General features: G+C 54.8%; 16 protein-coding genes and 1 tRNA gene. 7 read left to right on the forward strand and 10 right to left on the reverse strand.

Annotated elements, in window-relative coordinates:
• The first annotated feature begins 4 nt into the window (after window positions 1–4).
• From ctaD to NTD87_RS14110, 4 genes are read left to right on the forward strand one after another with little or no spacing between them, the layout of a single operon-like run.
• Complete coding sequence (gene ctaD / locus NTD87_RS14095; RefSeq protein ID WP_262114689.1) at window positions 5–1,780, forward strand: cytochrome c oxidase subunit I; 1,776 nt, start codon at window positions 5–7, stop codon at window positions 1,778–1,780.
• The gene (locus NTD87_RS14100; RefSeq protein WP_262114556.1) at window positions 1,777–2,469 is read left to right on the forward strand and encodes a cytochrome c oxidase subunit 3; all 693 of its coding nucleotides are present in this window, start codon (window positions 1,777–1,779) and stop codon (window positions 2,467–2,469) included. Before ctaD ends, NTD87_RS14100 begins: the two co-directional genes overlap by 4 nt.
• Window positions 2,470–2,475: 6 nt before the next feature.
• Entirely contained in the window at window positions 2,476–3,189 is a 714-nt protein-coding gene (locus NTD87_RS14105) for a heme-copper oxidase subunit III family protein (RefSeq protein ID WP_262114558.1), read from the forward strand.
• 33 nt (window positions 3,190–3,222) lie between these two features.
• A complete protein-coding gene (locus NTD87_RS14110; RefSeq protein WP_262114690.1) occupies window positions 3,223–3,540 on the forward strand; it encodes a cytochrome C oxidase subunit IV family protein in 318 nt (105 codons plus the stop codon).
• A 32-nt stretch (window positions 3,541–3,572) separates the two neighbouring features.
• Here the strand turns inward: NTD87_RS14110 and NTD87_RS14115 are convergent, their stop codons facing one another.
• From NTD87_RS14115 to NTD87_RS14125, 3 genes are all read right to left on the reverse strand, one after another.
• Window positions 3,573–4,133 carry a magnesium transporter gene (locus NTD87_RS14115; RefSeq protein ID WP_262114559.1) on the reverse strand — a complete coding sequence of 187 codons (561 nt, stop codon included), beginning with the start codon at window positions 4,131–4,133 and terminating at the stop codon, window positions 3,573–3,575.
• Window positions 4,134–4,496: 363 nt separating this feature from the next.
• Window positions 4,497–4,766: a short-chain dehydrogenase gene (locus NTD87_RS14120; protein ID WP_262114560.1), complete on the reverse strand. Its 270-nt coding sequence runs from the start codon at window positions 4,764–4,766 to the stop codon at window positions 4,497–4,499.
• Between the two features lie 429 nt (window positions 4,767–5,195).
• On the reverse strand, window positions 5,196–6,740 hold the full coding sequence (locus NTD87_RS14125) for a Fic family protein (protein WP_262114562.1): 1,545 nt from the start codon (window positions 6,738–6,740) through the stop codon (window positions 5,196–5,198).
• Between the two features lie 518 nt (window positions 6,741–7,258).
• Between NTD87_RS14125 and NTD87_RS14130 the strand changes: the two genes are divergently transcribed.
• Entirely contained in the window at window positions 7,259–8,455 is a 1,197-nt protein-coding gene (locus NTD87_RS14130; RefSeq protein WP_262114563.1) for a hypothetical protein, read from the forward strand.
• Between the two features lie 913 nt (window positions 8,456–9,368).
• On the opposite strand, the gene NTD87_RS14135 is transcribed toward NTD87_RS14130, so the two are convergent.
• The 6 genes from NTD87_RS14135 to NTD87_RS14160 all read right to left on the reverse strand — a co-directional run bounded on the left by NTD87_RS14135 (window position 9,369) and on the right by NTD87_RS14160 (window position 13,804).
• A complete protein-coding gene (locus NTD87_RS14135; protein ID WP_262114564.1) occupies window positions 9,369–9,734 on the reverse strand; it encodes a hypothetical protein in 366 nt (121 codons plus the stop codon).
• On the reverse strand, window positions 9,731–10,237 hold the full coding sequence (locus NTD87_RS14140; RefSeq protein ID WP_262114565.1) for a Panacea domain-containing protein: 507 nt from the start codon (window positions 10,235–10,237) through the stop codon (window positions 9,731–9,733). The genes NTD87_RS14135 and NTD87_RS14140 overlap by 4 nt, the downstream gene beginning before the upstream one ends.
• Before the next feature lie 1,115 nt (window positions 10,238–11,352).
• Window positions 11,353–11,426, reverse strand: a tRNA-Gly gene (locus NTD87_RS14145).
• Between the two features lie 248 nt (window positions 11,427–11,674).
• The gene (locus tag NTD87_RS14150; RefSeq protein ID WP_262114566.1) at window positions 11,675–12,559 is read right to left on the reverse strand and encodes an alpha/beta fold hydrolase; all 885 of its coding nucleotides are present in this window, start codon (window positions 12,557–12,559) and stop codon (window positions 11,675–11,677) included.
• Window positions 12,560–12,872: 313 nt separating this feature from the next.
• Window positions 12,873–13,565, reverse strand: coding sequence for a pseudouridine synthase (locus NTD87_RS14155; RefSeq protein ID WP_262114567.1), 693 nt, complete (start codon window positions 13,563–13,565; stop codon window positions 12,873–12,875).
• A gap of 32 nt (window positions 13,566–13,597) precedes the next feature.
• On the reverse strand, window positions 13,598–13,804 hold the full coding sequence (locus NTD87_RS14160) for a cysteine-rich CWC family protein (RefSeq protein ID WP_262114569.1): 207 nt from the start codon (window positions 13,802–13,804) through the stop codon (window positions 13,598–13,600).
• 243 nt (window positions 13,805–14,047) lie between these two features.
• On the opposite strand from NTD87_RS14160, the gene NTD87_RS14165 reads away from it, so the two are divergent.
• Entirely contained in the window at window positions 14,048–14,317 is a 270-nt protein-coding gene (locus tag NTD87_RS14165) for a hypothetical protein (RefSeq protein ID WP_262114570.1), read from the forward strand.
• Between the two features lie 249 nt (window positions 14,318–14,566).
• On the forward strand, window positions 14,567–14,965 hold the full coding sequence (locus NTD87_RS14170) for a hypothetical protein (protein ID WP_262114571.1): 399 nt from the start codon (window positions 14,567–14,569) through the stop codon (window positions 14,963–14,965).
• Window positions 14,966–15,019: 54 nt separating this feature from the next.
• Here NTD87_RS14170 and NTD87_RS14175 read toward each other — a convergent pair whose 3' ends face one another.
• A complete protein-coding gene (locus tag NTD87_RS14175; RefSeq protein WP_262114572.1) occupies window positions 15,020–16,132 on the reverse strand; it encodes an enoyl-CoA hydratase/isomerase family protein in 1,113 nt (370 codons plus the stop codon).
• Window positions 16,133–16,199: the final 67 nt, after the last annotated feature.

Here is a 16,199-nt window from a genome sequence, read left to right on the forward strand (position 1 = left end):
CGTGATGGCCTATGCGGAGCAAGCCGAAACAGAAGCACTGCACGAACCCAAAAGTTTCCTGACCAAATATATCTGGAGTCAGGACCACAAGGTCATAGCCATTCAATATTCCTTGACGGCTTTGTTCGTGGGTTTTATAGCCCTAGTGTTGTCCGACTTGATGCGCATGCAGATAGGCTTCCCCGGTAGTTTGGGGTTCATGGACGCCAGTACTTACTATCAGGCGATGACCATGCACGGCATGATCATGGTCATTTATTTGCTGACGGCCTTGTTTCTGGGTGGCTTCGGCAACTATCTGATCCCACTGATGGTGGGCGCCCGCGACATGGTCTTCCCCTATGTCAACATGCTGAGTTACTGGTTCTACCTGCTGGCGGTACTGGTGTTGCTCGCCAGTTTCTTTGTCCCTGGCGGCCCCACTGGTGCGGGCTGGACGCTTTATCCACCACAGTCCATTACTCGGGGGACACCGGGGACCGAGTGGGGCATCGTACTGATGCTCGTCTCACTGGCGATTTTTATTGTCGCAGCCACCATGGGCGGGTTGAACTACGTAACCACGGTGTTGCAGGCGCGCACGCACGGCATGACATTGTTTCGCATGCCGCTCTCCGTATGGGGAATCTTCATGGCCTCGATTATGGCCTTGCTGGCCTTCCCGGCGTTGTTTGTCAGTGCCGTCATGATGCTGTTTGACAAACTGTTGGGCACCAGCTTCTTCATACCGGCGATTATCTCGCTGGGGCAGCAACTCAATCACCAAGGTGGCAGCCCAATATTATTCCAGCATCTGTTCTGGTTCTTCGGCCACCCGGAAGTCTACATCGTTGCTCTCCCTGCGTTTGGCCTGGTCTCCGACTTGATCAGCACGCATGCGCGTAAAAGTATCTTCGGCTACCGAATGATGGTGTGGGCCATTATTGCGATTGGCGTACTCAGCTTTGTGGTCTGGGCGCACCATATGTATGTCAGCGGAATGAACCCCTACTTTGGCTTTTTCTTCGCCACCACCACCTTGATCATCGCGGTGCCGACCGCATTGAAAGTCTATAACTGGGTGCTGACCCTGTGGCGGGGCGACATCCATCTAACCGTGCCGATGCTGTTTGCCCTGGCCTTTATCGTCACCTTCCTGGTCGGCGGTCTGACCGGGTTGTTTCTCGGCAATGTGATTGTGGATATTCCGCTCGAGGACACCTATTTCGTCGTGGCCCATTTTCATATGGTCATGGGTGTCGCACCGGTACTGGTGGTGTTCGGCGGCATTTATCACTGGTTCCCGAAAGTTACCGGGCGCATGACGAACGACACCCTGGGCAAGCTGCATTTCTGGATTACCTTTCTGGGCACCTACGCCATCTTCTTCCCCATGCACTACCTGGGTTTCCAGGGTATGCCACGTCGCTACTACGCCTATGAAAACTACGCGTTCATCCCGCAGTCGGCGCAAGATTTGAATGCCTTCATTACGGTAGTCGCATTGACCGTCGGCGTTTCCCAACTGCTGTTCCTGTTCAACCTGGCCTGGAGTGTATTTAAAGGCAAGCCCGCAGGCAGTAATCCCTGGGGCGCGGCCAGTCTGGAATGGCAAACGCCGAACACCCCGCCGATACACGGTAACTGGGGAGCGAAGCTGCCGGTCGTGCATCGCTGGGCCTATGACTACAGTGTGCCGGGGATAGAACAGGATTTCGTTCCGCAAACGGTCTCCGCCGAGGAGCTTGAGCAGATGCGGCAACTCAGTGCCGGAACCAAGATAGCGGACGTTAAAACATGAACAGACTGCTATTGAGAAACGCCGACGGCGCTGACCCCGGCGGCAGTTGGAGTCGCGATCCTGAGGGTATTCAGGCCGCCGAGGGTGCCGATAGAATCCAAAACGCAAGAATAGGCCTGCGCTTGTTTCTGGCCGTGGTGAGCTCGTTATTCTTTCTCTTCCTGGTCGCCTTTATCGAGCGCTCACAGATGGCCGACTGGCTACCCCTGACAGAGCCCTTGGCGCCGTTAGCCAATCTATGGCAGCTATGGCTGAATACGGCTTTTCTGGTATTCAGTTGCATCGCACTGCAGTGGTCGCGCATGGCCGCCCGAAAGGCTCGACTGGGCGCAACGGTCATTGGCTTCGCATTGGGGGGCGTATTTGCAGTTGCCTTTCTGACGGGACAACTCTGGGTCTGGCAGCAGTTTGTCGCCTGGGGCTACTTTGTCGCCAGCAATCCGGCCAACAGTTTCTTCTACCTGTTGACCGGCCTGCATGGGTTCCACCTGCTGGGCGGGCTGATAGCCTGGAGCAGAACCGTCGCTAAATTCCTGCATCGCGTGCCGTTGCCGCAACTCAGCGCCAGCGTAGAGCTCTGTGCCATCTATTGGCATTACTTACTGGGTCTTTGGTTCGTGCTATTCGCTCTGCTGACCAGTACGCCGGCAACCTATGAAGCCATCGCCAGATTCTGCGGCCTGAGGTGAAAAGCCATGGCATCGCACCCACCAGCCCCAGTCGAGTCCAGTTCATCCAATCCACCCAGCTCACCGCCTGTACCAGGATGGCAGGGCATCGCCAGCGACTGGTCCTCGGATAGAGAGGCTTTCAAGCAGGTCCCCTGGGGCAAGGCGATGATGTGGATATTCCTGCTCAGCGATACTTTTGTATTCACCTGTTTTTTAACCGGCTACATGTCGGTACGCATGACCATCACCAGCGCCTGGCCAAACCCCAGTGAAGTGTTTGCATTGACGATCGGCGGTAGAGAAATCCCACTTATTCTGATCGCCATCATGACCTTTGTGCTGATCAGTAGCAGCGGCACCATGGCTATGGCAGTTAATTTCGCCTACCGCCGTGATCGCGCGAAAACCACGGCCCTGATGCTGGCGACCGCAGCCTTGGGTGTGACCTTCGTCGGCATGCAGGCATTTGAATGGAGCAAGCTCATCGCAGAAGGGGTGCGTCCCTGGGGGAACCCTATGGGGGCGGCACAATTTGGTGCCAGCTTTTTCATGATTACCGGTTTTCACGGACTGCATGTGTCAGTCGGCGTCATCTACCTCAGCATTGTGGCGCTGAAAGTATTGCGCGGAGATTTTGAGCGCTCCGGAAACTATCAGATCGTCGAGATAGCCGGGCTTTACTGGCACTTTGTGGACTTGGTGTGGGTGTTTATTTTTGCTTTCTTCTATTTATGGTAGGTCGTGAACAGGTTCTGAAGAGGAGCACTGATGATGGCGCATGCTCAGGGTCAGCAACATCCAATTAGTTTGTACCTTAAAATCTGGGGACTGCTATTCGTCCTCAGCACGCTGTCGTATCTTGTCGACTACTTTCACTTCCAGGGCTACCTCAGGTGGTCGCTGATTATCACGCTCATGTTGTTGAAGGCAGGTTTAATTGTCTCCATCTTCATGCATATGGCCTGGGAACGGTTGGCCATGGTCTACGCCATATTGGTGCCACCTTTGTGTTTACTGGTGCTCGTCGGGCTGATGGCCACCGAGGCAGACTATGTTTTTCTCAGTCGGGTCATTTTCTTCGGCCAATAAGTGACTTCCGGATGGCCTTAAACCTCCAGGGGCTAACCCGATATCACTCGCTTGAACTGATGCCATTTGTGCAGCCAGGCTACTGTCCAGTGGGGGGCTGCCGTTCCCGTGCCGGCGATCTTCAGCCTTGGATAATGTTTGATTACCCGGTCCAATACCGACTCCTGATCCGGCTCAACATCCACGAAGAAGATATGTTTTCCCTCTTCTACTACCTGTTTAAAATTGCGGAAGTGAGTGTTTGGCACCTGGATACCAAAAAAACCACCTTCCCAGATGCAGAAGCCCACTATAACAATGGCAAGGAAGATAAAAGGCACCCAGCCTGCGGCGGATTTGGTCCAACCCAGCCAATAGGCGCCGCCAAGGACCAGCGCCGCGAGTGGCACACCGACCACCGCGCCAATCTCGCCAGAGTGAACAGTATCTTGTTTCATTAACGAGTTAACTTCGTGGAGGTGATGTTCTTCAACATCAGCAACTTTTTCACTGAGCACATGAATTTGTTCGGTATTGATGCCGTTGGCTTCCAATTCATTTTCAACGGTTTCAAGATCGTCGAGATTGTCACTGATGTAATAGTGCCGATTCATACCACACCTCCCATCTCGTGTTTGCTGTAGACCTCCTCTGTCCTGCAGCCGTTAACTGAGATTTGCAGTCGGTATCTGTACCCGAGGGGAACGTTGCACACTTCATGCAATTCGAAAGAAGTATAGCACTCGCTAGCATGCATGGTTTGTGGTGTCAAGATCTGGAGGCGGCGTCAGGGCCTGGTGCGCGCCGACGAATTCTGCATCGCGGCGGCGGCAGCAGGTTCGCTCAACGAGGCCGAAAACAGGTCCTGAAATCGGCCAAACTACAGTTAGAACTGTCGGAAAGCCGGGATGGATCAGCACGCTGCATGACATCCGCTTGAACACAAGGGGGCGCTGAAACAGCGCCCCCTTGTGACGTCAGGACGGTTCTGCATCCATACGTCGCGCAATGACATCCAGCACATCGCAACCGTCGCGCAAAGGTATGCAGCAGAGCAATGCGAAGTCGCTGAGAATGACCGAGTCAGTGGTGATGTCACCCCGCATCGCGAGGTTTTCAAGAATCTGCGTCACGGCTCGGATTCTGTAGCTGGCCGTGTTGAGCAGTGAATGCAGCGGTTGAGTGGTGTTGACGAACAGGGAGGGTAGGTCGTCGGCGTTGCTGGTTAAGGCCATGTATTCATTCATGAGTGATCACCATGTAGTTGGAAGACCCCACCACTCAATTGTCGCCAAACAAAGGGTGGCAGCTGTACGCGGGTTGGCGAACCGGACATGGTAAAACCGGCAGATCCTAGGATCTCCCACGCACAGCTACCAAAAAACAGGTAGCCAAGTGCGTTCAAAAGCGCTCCGAACCTACTCGAAAGCTTCTGTACCATGTCGCCGAGTCGCCAAACCCGACACGCCATTTTGGCGCCGATTCGACTATAGGCTTTATGGCAAAAGCACAGCAATGAGCAAGTGTACGGACAATTCCCAGAGTAGAGTAGGACATTGCCATTCTGAAAGTCGGCTTCGCTCGGCCCCCCAGAGAATGGGCAATCCGCGTCTTAATTTGGCAGGTGTTGACTGGCTGTTCAGGGGGGAATCAGAGTTTCCGGATCCGCCGAAGAGTCACTCTTCACCGCCCCCCATCTCACGATCCTCAAACGCAGAACGCACGGCCTCGACAATGCGTTCTGCCATGCGCTCATCTTCAAGCTGCGGGTACCCTTTCTTTAGCTTGCCGGACACCACCCAGCCGTTCTCCTTGATGGAGCGGATGATGCGGTTCGCATCCTGGTCTGGCATCTCCAGTACTTCTTTCAACCGGTCCTGAGCTCGCTGAAAGATCACCAGTACTCTGGCTTCATCCGCCATTTCCTTTCGAATCGTGTGCTCGACGACACGTGCGGTGTACAGGACGTGTTCGGTCAGATCGAGATAGCGCCAGGCAAAGCACGCGTCCTCGTATTCATCGAAGATGAAGTTGCTGCGAGTCCCGTCCTCATAGGTCACGAGTTCGCCGAACCGATAGGCCGCTGCGTAACGTCGCATGAACGGTCGCGAGAACACTTCGAGCGTACGGTCGTAGCCGGCCCTGAAGTCGATCGAGCTTGTGATAGTGGCTGACACCGGCAGTATCACGCCGTCGGGCACTGCCTTATCCCGAATAAGGGTGTCGTTGATCAGGAAGCGATGAATCCGGCCATTGCCATCGCGCATGGGATGGATGTACACAAAGCCAAATGCCAATACAGCGGCACGTGCCACTGACTCCGCACCTCGAGTTGCGACCTCAAACTCGTTGAGTCCTGCCAATAGCTGAGCGAGATCCGCGAAATGTGGGGCAATGTAATGCACGATGTCCTCGTGCATCGTGGCTTGTCCCACAAACACAGGAGAGCGCCGCAAGCCCAGTCCGATAGCATCCCGCCCCAGAATGCCAGCTTGCAGGGACTGCAGGCTGTCGTTGCTTAACGGGTCTTCGATATGACCGCAGTACTGGCCAATGACATGGGCAAACCGCCGGATGCGATCGGCCTGGTCGGCTTCCTTTTCGATGAGAAAGCTCGCGCGTGATTCCTTGAACGTCAGCCAACTGGCCGTACGCATCAGTATGTCGGCACCAAAGGCCTGATCCAACTCATCCAATGCCTTGCGTAGATCGAATTGCAGAGCGTCTTGCACTGGTGCCGTACGACGAACCAAGGGGCAGAACTCAGCCGTCCCCGGCAGATTGTTATTGACTCGCCAACGCCGTGTTCGCAGTGCCTTGTGACGAGTCAGGTAATCTTGTGGCGAAAGTACATCGACATAACCGCCATTGGTCACGTCTGGCACATCCAGACGTTGCCCTGTCAGCCATTCGTAGAGAAATCCCGTGCGGCGGGCATACTGGCCGAATGGCTCCCGTCGACACCAGTCTTCGATAGGCTGCGGACCTATGGCCGCAAACAGGCGGGCGAAGAACTCGAGATGGATCTCTTCGTACTTGAGGCCGAATTCGAAATGTCCTGCGAAATCGTCTGCGGGCCGATAGCTTGCCGGATACCGGTTCTCCACATTTCCGTCACTTTCGCGACTGACACGTACAGTGCCGATCATCGAGTCGACTCGTAGGGGCTGTGCCAGTGCGATGTCGTAACGGTTTGCGAGGGTCTTGAAACCGACTTGCATTGACGAAATCCTTTACTGGGGCAATAAAAACGCTAACAGAACATCGATCATATGCGAAAACGCTAATTTTCCTAGGTATGAAAATGTTAACGCTTGATGAAATTTGATAATAAATCTGTGCTTTTAGAAAAAAACGCTAACAGACTTCAGGGTAGTCGCTAACGCCCCGAGAGCACTTACTCATCGATAAGCGGACAACGGACGAAAGTGGGGGATGCCTCAGAGCCCGATTCCACCAAACCCCGGACACAAAAAAACCGGCCATCAAGGCCGGTTTTTTCTTTACCTGCATCCCCCGTCTAAAAATGACATGAGACTGAAATCTGATTGGAGCGGGTGAAGGGAATCGAACCCTCGTTATCAGCTTGGGAAGCTGCTAGAGGGCTGCTTCCGCCAACAGCTGCCGTTCGTGAGGACCGTCGTCGGCCATGAACCGTTAAGCAAGCATTTTTAGGGAATCGGCATATCACCGAGCTATGCTATCGCTTTGTTTAAGACCCTTCGCCAAGGACTCATGGATGGCCAATGATATCCCTCACAGCGCCGACGATATTCCTGCATTTAAGGAACAACTTCAAAGGTGCCTTGAAGGCTTCTCCAGCGAGTGGTCAGACTCTCGCGACAACGACCTTATGCAGCGTACGCGGCTCGCTCGGAAGGATTTTCCCGTTCCTGAACTTCTTCTATTCGCACTGAGGAACGGATTGGGCTGGAGGTGGATGGGCCATGGCGAGAAAGTCAGATGGACGGTGATTGGCCAGGTTGGCGGAGAGCCAATTGCATTCGAGCTGCAGAAGTTCGGCCTTAGGATGTTAAGGCCTGCTGGAGAGCATGCCTTCGATGACCAACGTGTGATTGGCCAATTGAGGGGCGCGATCCAGATTACTGAAAAGTTTTTGAAGCCTCTAACGGAACACCAGATTCAGCATGGGGAGCTGGTGATCGCCAATCGTTTTGGAGAATTTTCTTCCCGGTATCTCTTTTTCCGTGAAAAGGCGGATGTTGCATTTCGCCAGGCGAAGCGGAAGCGAAGACAGCCAAAAAACCGGCCAGAGGCGAATGGGATTGAAGGTCTGGGCAGCATGCTTTGTGCCGTTCTCAATCATGGAATGAAGCAAAAACAAGAGGGATTCTTTTACTCAGTCGCCATGGTTGATTGCTACTTCAGCGCAATTGAGCATCGCCTAGCTCTCCTTAGAGCCTTTACGGGAGAGCCGATGTCGGAGGGTGGTTTCCGAGAGTTCATATCCATGAGCTGGGATAAGAAGCTCGCCGAGATTCTGGGCCAAAAACAGTCTAATAAGATCCGCGAAACGATCCGCGATTTGCGTAGGATTAAGGAACGCATTCGCAATCCCTTTGCCCACGGGGGCTTTGAGAACGACAAGGGGGCACTCCAAGTTTTCATACCCACCGTAGGTATGCTCCCAGCTAATTTCACAAAGTACGGCGAGAGCGCCCGCTTCTCGCTTTTTCCTGTTGAGGATCAAGACCATGCGGAATGCTGCAACACTTTTGACGAGGTGGATAAACTTTTATCCTCAGACCATTTAGCCGGTCCCCACCGCATTCTAGAAGCGGGCGTCGATCCTTGCTATGACCGCAAATCATTATCGCTGTACCTTACGACCATTTCCGGGGGGGACGATAGCATTGAGGCGTTCATAGAGTATTGGGGTCACATCTATGAGCGAGAAGCCAACATGGATTATTAGCTGGCCCAAACTCTGCCCACTTGAGATAAGCATTCCGAACGAATGCTTTTGGCCGATGGGGCAAGTCCGAGAGGAGGAGTTCTGTCATGACCGAACAAGCCGGCTTAGGGAAAATTTAGGGCAAATCGAGGGCCGCCATAGGCCGGGATATGCCAATGGTTGACGAGGAATTGCCTGTATTTCATGGCCGGAAGCGGACTAAGGTGAACACAGAATGGGTTCGAATCCCCCCCCCCGATGTGACTAACCAAATGACTGCCTCTAACCCAATACAGCTGTCGTAATGGGAAAAAAGCAGCTATCTGCGCATTGCTATGAGGTTTGGCATACCCAGATCAGCAAGGCAACAGATAAGACCGGGATGGATAGTGATAAAGGAAGCAAGAGAAGTCGAAGCTGAGGGGATGTAGCTAAAATCCTTAAACAAACTGCGAGGTGCTTTAACATTGGCCGGTACCCAAATCAGATTTTGAAGTTGAGTTCCCGGTTGATTCAAAGCTACCCAGAGATCGTTCTGGAGAAGATGAAGATCTGCCCTTACTCGCCCTTATGAGGTTTGTCGGACTTGCACCTTGGAAGGACATTGATGCTAATTCCAGAATCCCGGTTCCGCAATAGGTTGCAGGACTGAATTATCCGTAGACCGAGAGTCCCCGCGCGCATCGTAACCTGAGCACCGGGCAAATAACCGATGCTACTTCTAGTCGCAATGAGGGGCGCAAGCTCTCGGGGGACACAAACCGTCGTTAGATCGCATGGGGCAAACCGTACGCCAACCAATGCCATTTAATGCCAAACGCTCAATTGAGCCGACTTGTCAAAAAAAGCCCTACAGCCCTTATCTAACGGGGCTGTAGGGCTTTTTTGCGTTAATACCCCAACACAATCGGGGTGTGCAGTTACATCGCGGAATTTATTTTTTTGTGGCAGCACCAAACAAAAAGCTTAACGCTGAGCCAAGAAGGCCGAAAAGGAGCTTGCGGGTATCAGAGATCTCGGGGCTTGGTCCCATGCAAAGTGTTACGAAAATCATAGTGATGGTGCAGATTGCGATCAGGCCGGCAATATTGCTCGGCGCTGCGCTGGCCCCCCAAAACTTTCCTAACCACCCTAGATTAAGCTGGGTATGCATGTACTCGTAGTGTTTGCCGCTCTGATCGAAGAAGTCAGACTCTTGTTTTCCGGTCAGTCCTGCCGGAGCAGAGCCTTCAGACTCTGCTCCGGGGTCAATTACTGCGGACCCAATGTTGGGTAGAACTCCAGATGCTTTTGCGCTCATGCAGTAGTGACCTGTCCTTGGGCTTGAGTCTTTTCAACAGCTGTTTTGAAATGCGCTGCAATTGAAGAAAAAGGAATATCAACACCTTTCATCCCTGCGCATTTGGTCCATGTTTCATGCCATGGGCTGTCTGCGGAGTGTGTCATTTCAGAAAGCGCAATTCCTGTATAGCGGCCATAGCTTTTCCAGACATTTTCGAGAAAGGCTCGAACATTGGGATCGGCTGGCGGTGGCACTTCTCCGAATCCCTGGGAGTCGAAGTCAGTCGCTTTGCCTTTAATTGTTCCAGATCCGAAGCGCTTGAACTCATGATAGAGAGAAGGGATGACGGGCCCATACTGCCAAGCTTCGACAGGTTCATTGATCAAAGGTTGCTGCGTATAACCCGAATACCAGCCGTGCGCATAGTAGACAAGCTTCTGCAGCTTCATTGGGCTGATGGACTGCCCACTCGCAGCAGCGAGGTCTAGGAAAAAGTTGGCGATGGCTTTTGGGCTGAACACGTTAGGATCCTCCAGCGTTACAGTCGATGACGCATCCATGGTGCATGTGACGATCTCACGTTGAACGATCGAAGCATAGCGTCATATGCGGGGCGCCTTTTAGCATACGACAAGGTTTTTAGTAAACAATGATTTTTGCTGTATGTCTATACAGTATTGTGTGTGATCTACAAATGTTGCCGTACGGAGTGTCAATTTATGGTCGGAAAGGTGGGTTGCAAGGGCTAGGGGCGGGAACATTTATTGGATAGTGCACCTGATATGCGCGAGCACTTTAGGGCAAAACTAGGGCAAATCCGGGGCCGCTATAGACCTACGGAGGCCGCTGGAGATAGGTCAAACCTCCAGAAATGGCGGCCTGTAGCGGTATGCCATGCATCCCGCTCGGGTTCGAATCCCTATCGTTCAATGCCGTATAAATCGCAGAACAAACCCTAACCTACAGGGTATGGCGCAAAGCCAACTACTCGATCATATCGAAATCGTCACGTTTCCTGGGGTCCGTAGTTCCACCTCGGCAGTTTTGGCCGCGCATGGGCTTTAGTCCTGGAAGAAATACTAGGCCTTCCGCTTCTAAGGCGAACGACAAGGATTGCATCGTGACCTGTCGCAATATCCTCCGTCCTTCTTCAAGGTCTCTAATCGCCTTAGCTGAAACCCCAGACCGGAATGAGAGTGCCTCTACTGACCAACTCAGCATGGCGCGGGCAGCGGCGCAGTGGGTTGTCGAGAAGGACAACGGTAAGTCATCTATTGAAGGGCCGGGTCCCCATTCGATTCCCGCTTCCTTCAGCGCTCTGATCTGCTGCAGGTCGATAATTTTCCCCGCCATTGCACAACCTCTCGAGCACTGTTTATTTGTACAGCAAAGCACGGAGCGCAAGACGATGATAGTGCGTCACGATGAACCTGAACGAGTCGCCGTGGTACGGAATTGGGGTGGCGTGCAGCTAATGATGTGGTGATCGGCCGGCAGGACGCGGGGATGATTCAGGAAAGGCTGAGGGTCTAGGTGCTGGTGTCTGTTCAGTTCATTCGGAGTCTGCGAAAAACAGAAACAGACACCTTAACAGACACCTAGTTGATGCGGGGAAGGCTGGAGGCCTTGAAAACAGTGGAGCGGGTGAAGGGAATCGAACCCTCGTTATCAGCTTGGGAAGCTGGAGTAATGCCATTATACGACACCCGCTCAGAGCGGCTGACTTTGTACCAGATGTGGCCGGGGATTTGAAGTTTTTCTTTGGCGGATCTGTGTTTACGTGTTTTTTTGCAGGTTCGGATGGGCAGGGGCATGCCTCGTCGGCAGCTGGGTTCAGCGCTGGCGATGGCGGCGGTACACAGGGTTTGAAACCGTGTTGCGGTCTGTCGCGGGCAAGCCTCGTTTCTACAGGTAGTGCGTGTAGTCAGGCAGACGAGGTTACTCGCGAGGACGCTGTTTCAAATGGCCAATGCATGGTGGTCCTGGGTGAAGTGGGAACGCGTTCGGCCTTCATGGTGGGCCGGTTTCAGGAAGCTCATCAGTGCGTGGCGGCTGTCTCGGCAGGCGGCTTTGTGTTCCATGTCGAGAAAGTGCCCAGTGGCCTGGATGGTGCTGAACGTGCTGTGTTGCACATGGTCGGCGAACAGTCGGGCATCACCGGCGGCGGTGTATTCGTCCCATTCACCGTTCATGAACAGTACCGGCACGTCGATTTGCTTGGCGGCCTTGAGGTAGCACAGGCGATCGCTGTTGAGCACGTGGCTGATGTGGAAGTGCATCTGCCCGTATTCGTGTTCGGCCAGGGTGCTGACGTGGCGATAGTTGAAGCGTTTGAACAGCGACGGCAGGTGCTTGCCGATGGTGTTGTTGACCAGGTGGCCGACACGGTCGCGGTCGAGGTTGCCGAGGTAGTCGACACCACGCTCCAGATAATCGCGCATATGCTCGTTGACCACCGGCGAGAACGAGCTGATCACAGCTTTCTCGATCCGACGCGGACGCTGCGCGAGAGCGATCATAGTGGCTGCACCACCCCACGAGAACGACATCACGTGTTCCGCGGCGAAATGGTCGATCAGCTCAAGGAGGATCTGTCCTTCGACTTCCTTGGTGAGCATTTTCTCGTGCCGATTATGGGCTTTTGACCTGCCCGCGTAGGGCTGGTCGTACAACACTACGTTGAATTGCGGGTGCAGGTTTTTCACGGTTTGTGCAAACGATGCAGTGGTGGCCATCGAGCCGTTGACCAGAATAATGGTCTTCTCTGCGGCGTCTGCGCGATAGAACTCCGTGTAAACCCGGTACTGACCTTGTATATCCAGCACAGCGATTTCTGGCCTCATGTCATAAGACTCCTGGCAAGCGGGTATGCGCGCAATGAGATTGCACGAGCTTTGTGACAGGTAGGCATACGCCTGGAATTTTTAAGGCCCATGTCGATCCGGTGACGGCTGGTCGACGGGTATTGTTATAGGCGGGCAATCTGCCGGGAGAAGGCGGAGCCTGAGGCTCACTACCGGCAAAAAAGTTTCTTAGAAGTATGCTGTGACTCGTCGGTCACATTTTGGCCGACGTCCTGATTCAAGCAGGGGAGGGGCCATCGCGCAAGTGCCGTTAGTAAATTGTTCGACAACTTCTGCTCAGTGGTCGCTTGCCTCAGATCAGCTGGATCTCTTTGTCACTCAGTGGGCGATATTCGCCCGGTTTCAATGCGTCATCGAGTTCCAGTGATCCCATTCGCTCTCGGTGCAGACGCAAGACCTTGTTATCGAAGTGGCCGAACATCCGCTTCACCTGGTGATACCGGCCTTCGACGATGCTCAGCCGCGCACTTTTCGGCCCGAGTACCACCAGCTCAGCGGGCTGGGTGGTGAGGTCTTCAAAAGCGAAGTACAGGCCTTGGGCGAAGGTCTGTGCGTACTCGTCGGTGATGGGTTGTTCGGTTTCGACGTAGTAGACCTTCGGCAGTTTGGTTTGCGGTTGGGTCAGGCGTCGGGACCAGCTGCCGTCATTGGTGATCAGCATTAGCCCGGTGGTGTTGAAGTCCAGTCGGCCAGCGATGTGCAGATCGTCCTTGTCGGGTTCAAAGATCAGGTCGAGGACGGTCGGGTGCTCCGGGTCGCGAGTGGCACTGACGCAGCCCGGTGGTTTGTGCAGCATGAAATAGCGCGGTGGTTTGCCGGCTTGCAGCACTTCATCGTCGCATTCGACACGGCTGAACTCGCGCACGTCGAAATGCGGGTCGCTGACGATCTGCCCATCGACCTTTATCCGTCGCTCCACCAACAGCAGACGCACCTGTTTACGGTTGAAGCGGGGCAGGTTGCTGAGGAAACGGTCAACGCGCATGACGGTCGGTGGATCGGGAAAGGGGGCGCATGCTAGCGGGCTGCTTGCAGCTGCGACTCGACCTGAGCACAGCGCGGGCACAGACATGACTGGTCACGCAGTTCGGCGGGCAATGCCAGCAGCACCGCCGGGTCGATACTCACGCCGTAGCACCAGCAGGCCTGGTCGGCGGTTCGCGGGTCGGCCAGGCTGCAATCGTTGCGGGTGCCGCAGGCCGGGCAGAGGTCAGGTTTATTCATGGCTGGAGTGGGGCATTTCTGTGCGGGTTCGGTTACGGCCGATTGGTCCGGCACGGTACATTGTCTGGTCGGCGCATGACAACAGGCTGTGCAGGGTAGGCGGGCTGGCCGCCGATCTGAAGGTTTGCGCGGCGAGGCACTTGGCGGTTGTTTCAGAGTCTTAATAGGTGTCAGCCACTCAGTGTTGCGACTGACGCCGACCAGTGTTGCTGGTCTGTGCTGCCTGCGGTCCAGGAGGCCGCCATGTATCGTCGAGTCTTGCTTGGTGCGTTGCTGGGTTTGAGTCTTTCAGCCTGTTATTACTATGTCGATCCCGGCTATTACGGTCCTGCGGTGTATGCAACTCCGGCGCCGTATTACTACGGAGGTTACTACGGCGGTTATTATGCGCCTTACTACTGTTGTGGTTTCTACTATGGCCCCCGCTATTACTACGGTGGTTACCGCGGTTATCACTACGGTGGTTATGGGGGGCGCTATCACGGTGGTGGCGGCTATCACGGGCATCACTGAAACGTGGCGAGTCTAGCCGGCTTGATCGTGTTGTTAGCTTCTACACTGCGCGGCGCTTTCTGGTGAAGGATGCGCCGTTTTTTGTGCTGACTGACCAGCGATCAAGAAGCGTTATCTCTTACTCATTTCAATGTGTTAGCGAGTCGCACCAGATTCCGATTTTACTGTCAGATATTTCGTCAGCCAGATCAATTGGCTGCCGCCGACCAGCGTCGCTGGTGTGGCTCTTTCGCGGTCCAGGAGGCCGCCATGTATCGCCGACTTCTTCTCATTGCGTCATTGGGTTTGACTCTTTCTGCGTGTGCGCCCTATTACGATGAAGGACCCAGCTATTACGGCTCTGAGGTCTACACCTCGCCGGCACCGGCTTATTACTACGGAGGCGGGTCTTACTACTCACCGCCCGCGCGTTACTACTCGGCACCGCGCTATTACCAGCCAGCTCCGCGTTATTACCAAGCGCCACCGCGCGTCGAGTACCGCGCTTACCAGAACCGTGGCTGGGATGACCACGGCCGCCAAGGCTGGGGTCATCACGACGAGGGTGGTCGTGGCCGCCGGGGCTGGGATGACGAGCGCGGTCATGGGCGTGAGCACGACAGGCATGGCGACCGCGATGGTCATGACAGAGGCGACCGTAACCATTAAGCCTTGCAACGAACAAGCGGCGCATTCAGCGCCGCTTTTTTGATGCCTGAAATATCAGTAACCCGACAAATCCGCCAGCGGATGTCGACCTTCCCAGACCTTATGAAAATGCGCCTGGATGACCGCCTCAGGGATCGAATTGATGTCCGGCCAATGCCAGCGCGGCTTCTGGTCCTTGTCGATCAAACGGGCGCGAACGCCCTCGCTGAACTCCGGGTGACGGCAGCAGTTCAGGCTCATGGTGTATTCCATCTCAAAGACCTCGGCCAATGACAGGTGCCGAGCGCGCTGGATCTGCTCCCAGACCAGATGCGCGGTCAGCGGACAGCCTTCGTGCAAGGTTTTCGCCGCGCGCGCCAGCAACAAGTCACGGTGATCGCGCAACAGACTGATGGCGCGCCAGGCACAGCGTACGTCGCTGACATCCAGCAACTCATCAATCTGCTGGCGTCGCGGCAACCATTGCGCCTCGGGCATTTGCCCGACGGCCTCTTGCTGCAAAGCCTTGAGCAGGCTGTTGAGCTGCATCGGCGTCTGTTCCTGCCAGTTCAGTTGCAGCAGACCTTCGATGAGCTTTTCCTGCTGTTCATCGAGCAGGAAACGGTCGGCCAAGTCCAGATCAATGGCGTCGCGTCCGTTCATCTGCGCACCACTCAAGCCAAGAAACAGGCCGAGCTTGCCGGGCAACCGCGACAGAAACCAACTGGCGCCGACATCCGGGTACAGGCCGATGCCGATTTCCGGCATGGCCAGGCGGCTGCTTGGGGTGACGATGCGGATGCTCGCGCCTTGCAACAACCCCATGCCGCCGCCGAGCACGTAACCGTGGCCCCAGCAGATCAGTGGTTTGGGGTAGGTATGCAGGCGAAAATCCAGGCGATATTCCGCCGCAAAAAATTGCGCGGCCAAGGGCGGCACTTCACCGGGATGGGCGCGACAGGCTTCCACCAGGCTGCGCACTTCACCACCGGCGCAAAACGCCTTGGCGCCGTTACCGCGCAACAGCACGCAGACAATCTGCGGCTCTTTGGCCCAGGCTTCCAGTTGATCGCTCAAGGCCCTGATCATCGGCAGCGAGAGGGCGTTCAGGGATTTTTCGGCATCCAGGCTGGCGATGCCGATGCGTGCGCCGTCCGTGCCGGTGAGTTCTTCGAAGTGCAGATTCATTTTGACCTCGATGACTGAATTGAACGTTCAGTATGATCGCTGTATGAGAAAGTGCTGGATCTGTGTC

It is taken from the genome of Pseudomonas sp. 6D_7.1_Bac1 (assembly GCF_025465945.1).
Classification (GTDB): domain Bacteria; phylum Pseudomonadota; class Gammaproteobacteria; order Pseudomonadales; family Pseudomonadaceae; genus Aquipseudomonas.

What these genes read in the sequence shown, in the direction of transcription:
- NTD87_RS14135 (WP_262114564.1), bottom strand. Translation starts at nt 9,734, where the DNA reads ATGAGCGCAAAAGCATCTGGAGTTCTACCCAACATTGGGTCCGCAGTA.
- NTD87_RS14110 (WP_262114690.1), top strand. Translation starts at nt 3,223, where the DNA reads ATGGCGCATGCTCAGGGTCAGCAACATCCAATTAGTTTGTACCTTAAA.
- NTD87_RS14165 (WP_262114570.1), top strand. Translation starts at nt 14,048, where the DNA reads ATGTATCGTCGAGTCTTGCTTGGTGCGTTGCTGGGTTTGAGTCTTTCA.
- NTD87_RS14130 (WP_262114563.1), top strand. Translation starts at nt 7,259, where the DNA reads ATGGCCAATGATATCCCTCACAGCGCCGACGATATTCCTGCATTTAAG.
- NTD87_RS14150 (WP_262114566.1), bottom strand. Translation starts at nt 12,559, where the DNA reads ATGAGGCCAGAAATCGCTGTGCTGGATATACAAGGTCAGTACCGGGTT.
- NTD87_RS14115 (WP_262114559.1), bottom strand. Translation starts at nt 4,133, where the DNA reads ATGAATCGGCACTATTACATCAGTGACAATCTCGACGATCTTGAAACC.
- NTD87_RS14155 (WP_262114567.1), bottom strand. Translation starts at nt 13,565, where the DNA reads ATGCGCGTTGACCGTTTCCTCAGCAACCTGCCCCGCTTCAACCGTAAA.
- NTD87_RS14120 (WP_262114560.1), bottom strand. Translation starts at nt 4,766, where the DNA reads ATGAATGAATACATGGCCTTAACCAGCAACGCCGACGACCTACCCTCC.
- ctaD (WP_262114689.1), top strand. Translation starts at nt 5, where the DNA reads ATGGCCTATGCGGAGCAAGCCGAAACAGAAGCACTGCACGAACCCAAA.
- NTD87_RS14105 (WP_262114558.1), top strand. Translation starts at nt 2,476, where the DNA reads ATGGCATCGCACCCACCAGCCCCAGTCGAGTCCAGTTCATCCAATCCA.
- NTD87_RS14160 (WP_262114569.1), bottom strand. Translation starts at nt 13,804, where the DNA reads ATGAATAAACCTGACCTCTGCCCGGCCTGCGGCACCCGCAACGATTGC.
- NTD87_RS14100 (WP_262114556.1), top strand. Translation starts at nt 1,777, where the DNA reads ATGAACAGACTGCTATTGAGAAACGCCGACGGCGCTGACCCCGGCGGC.
- NTD87_RS14175 (WP_262114572.1), bottom strand. Translation starts at nt 16,132, where the DNA reads ATGAATCTGCACTTCGAAGAACTCACCGGCACGGACGGCGCACGCATC.
- NTD87_RS14170 (WP_262114571.1), top strand. Translation starts at nt 14,567, where the DNA reads ATGTATCGCCGACTTCTTCTCATTGCGTCATTGGGTTTGACTCTTTCT.
- NTD87_RS14125 (WP_262114562.1), bottom strand. Translation starts at nt 6,740, where the DNA reads ATGCAAGTCGGTTTCAAGACCCTCGCAAACCGTTACGACATCGCACTG.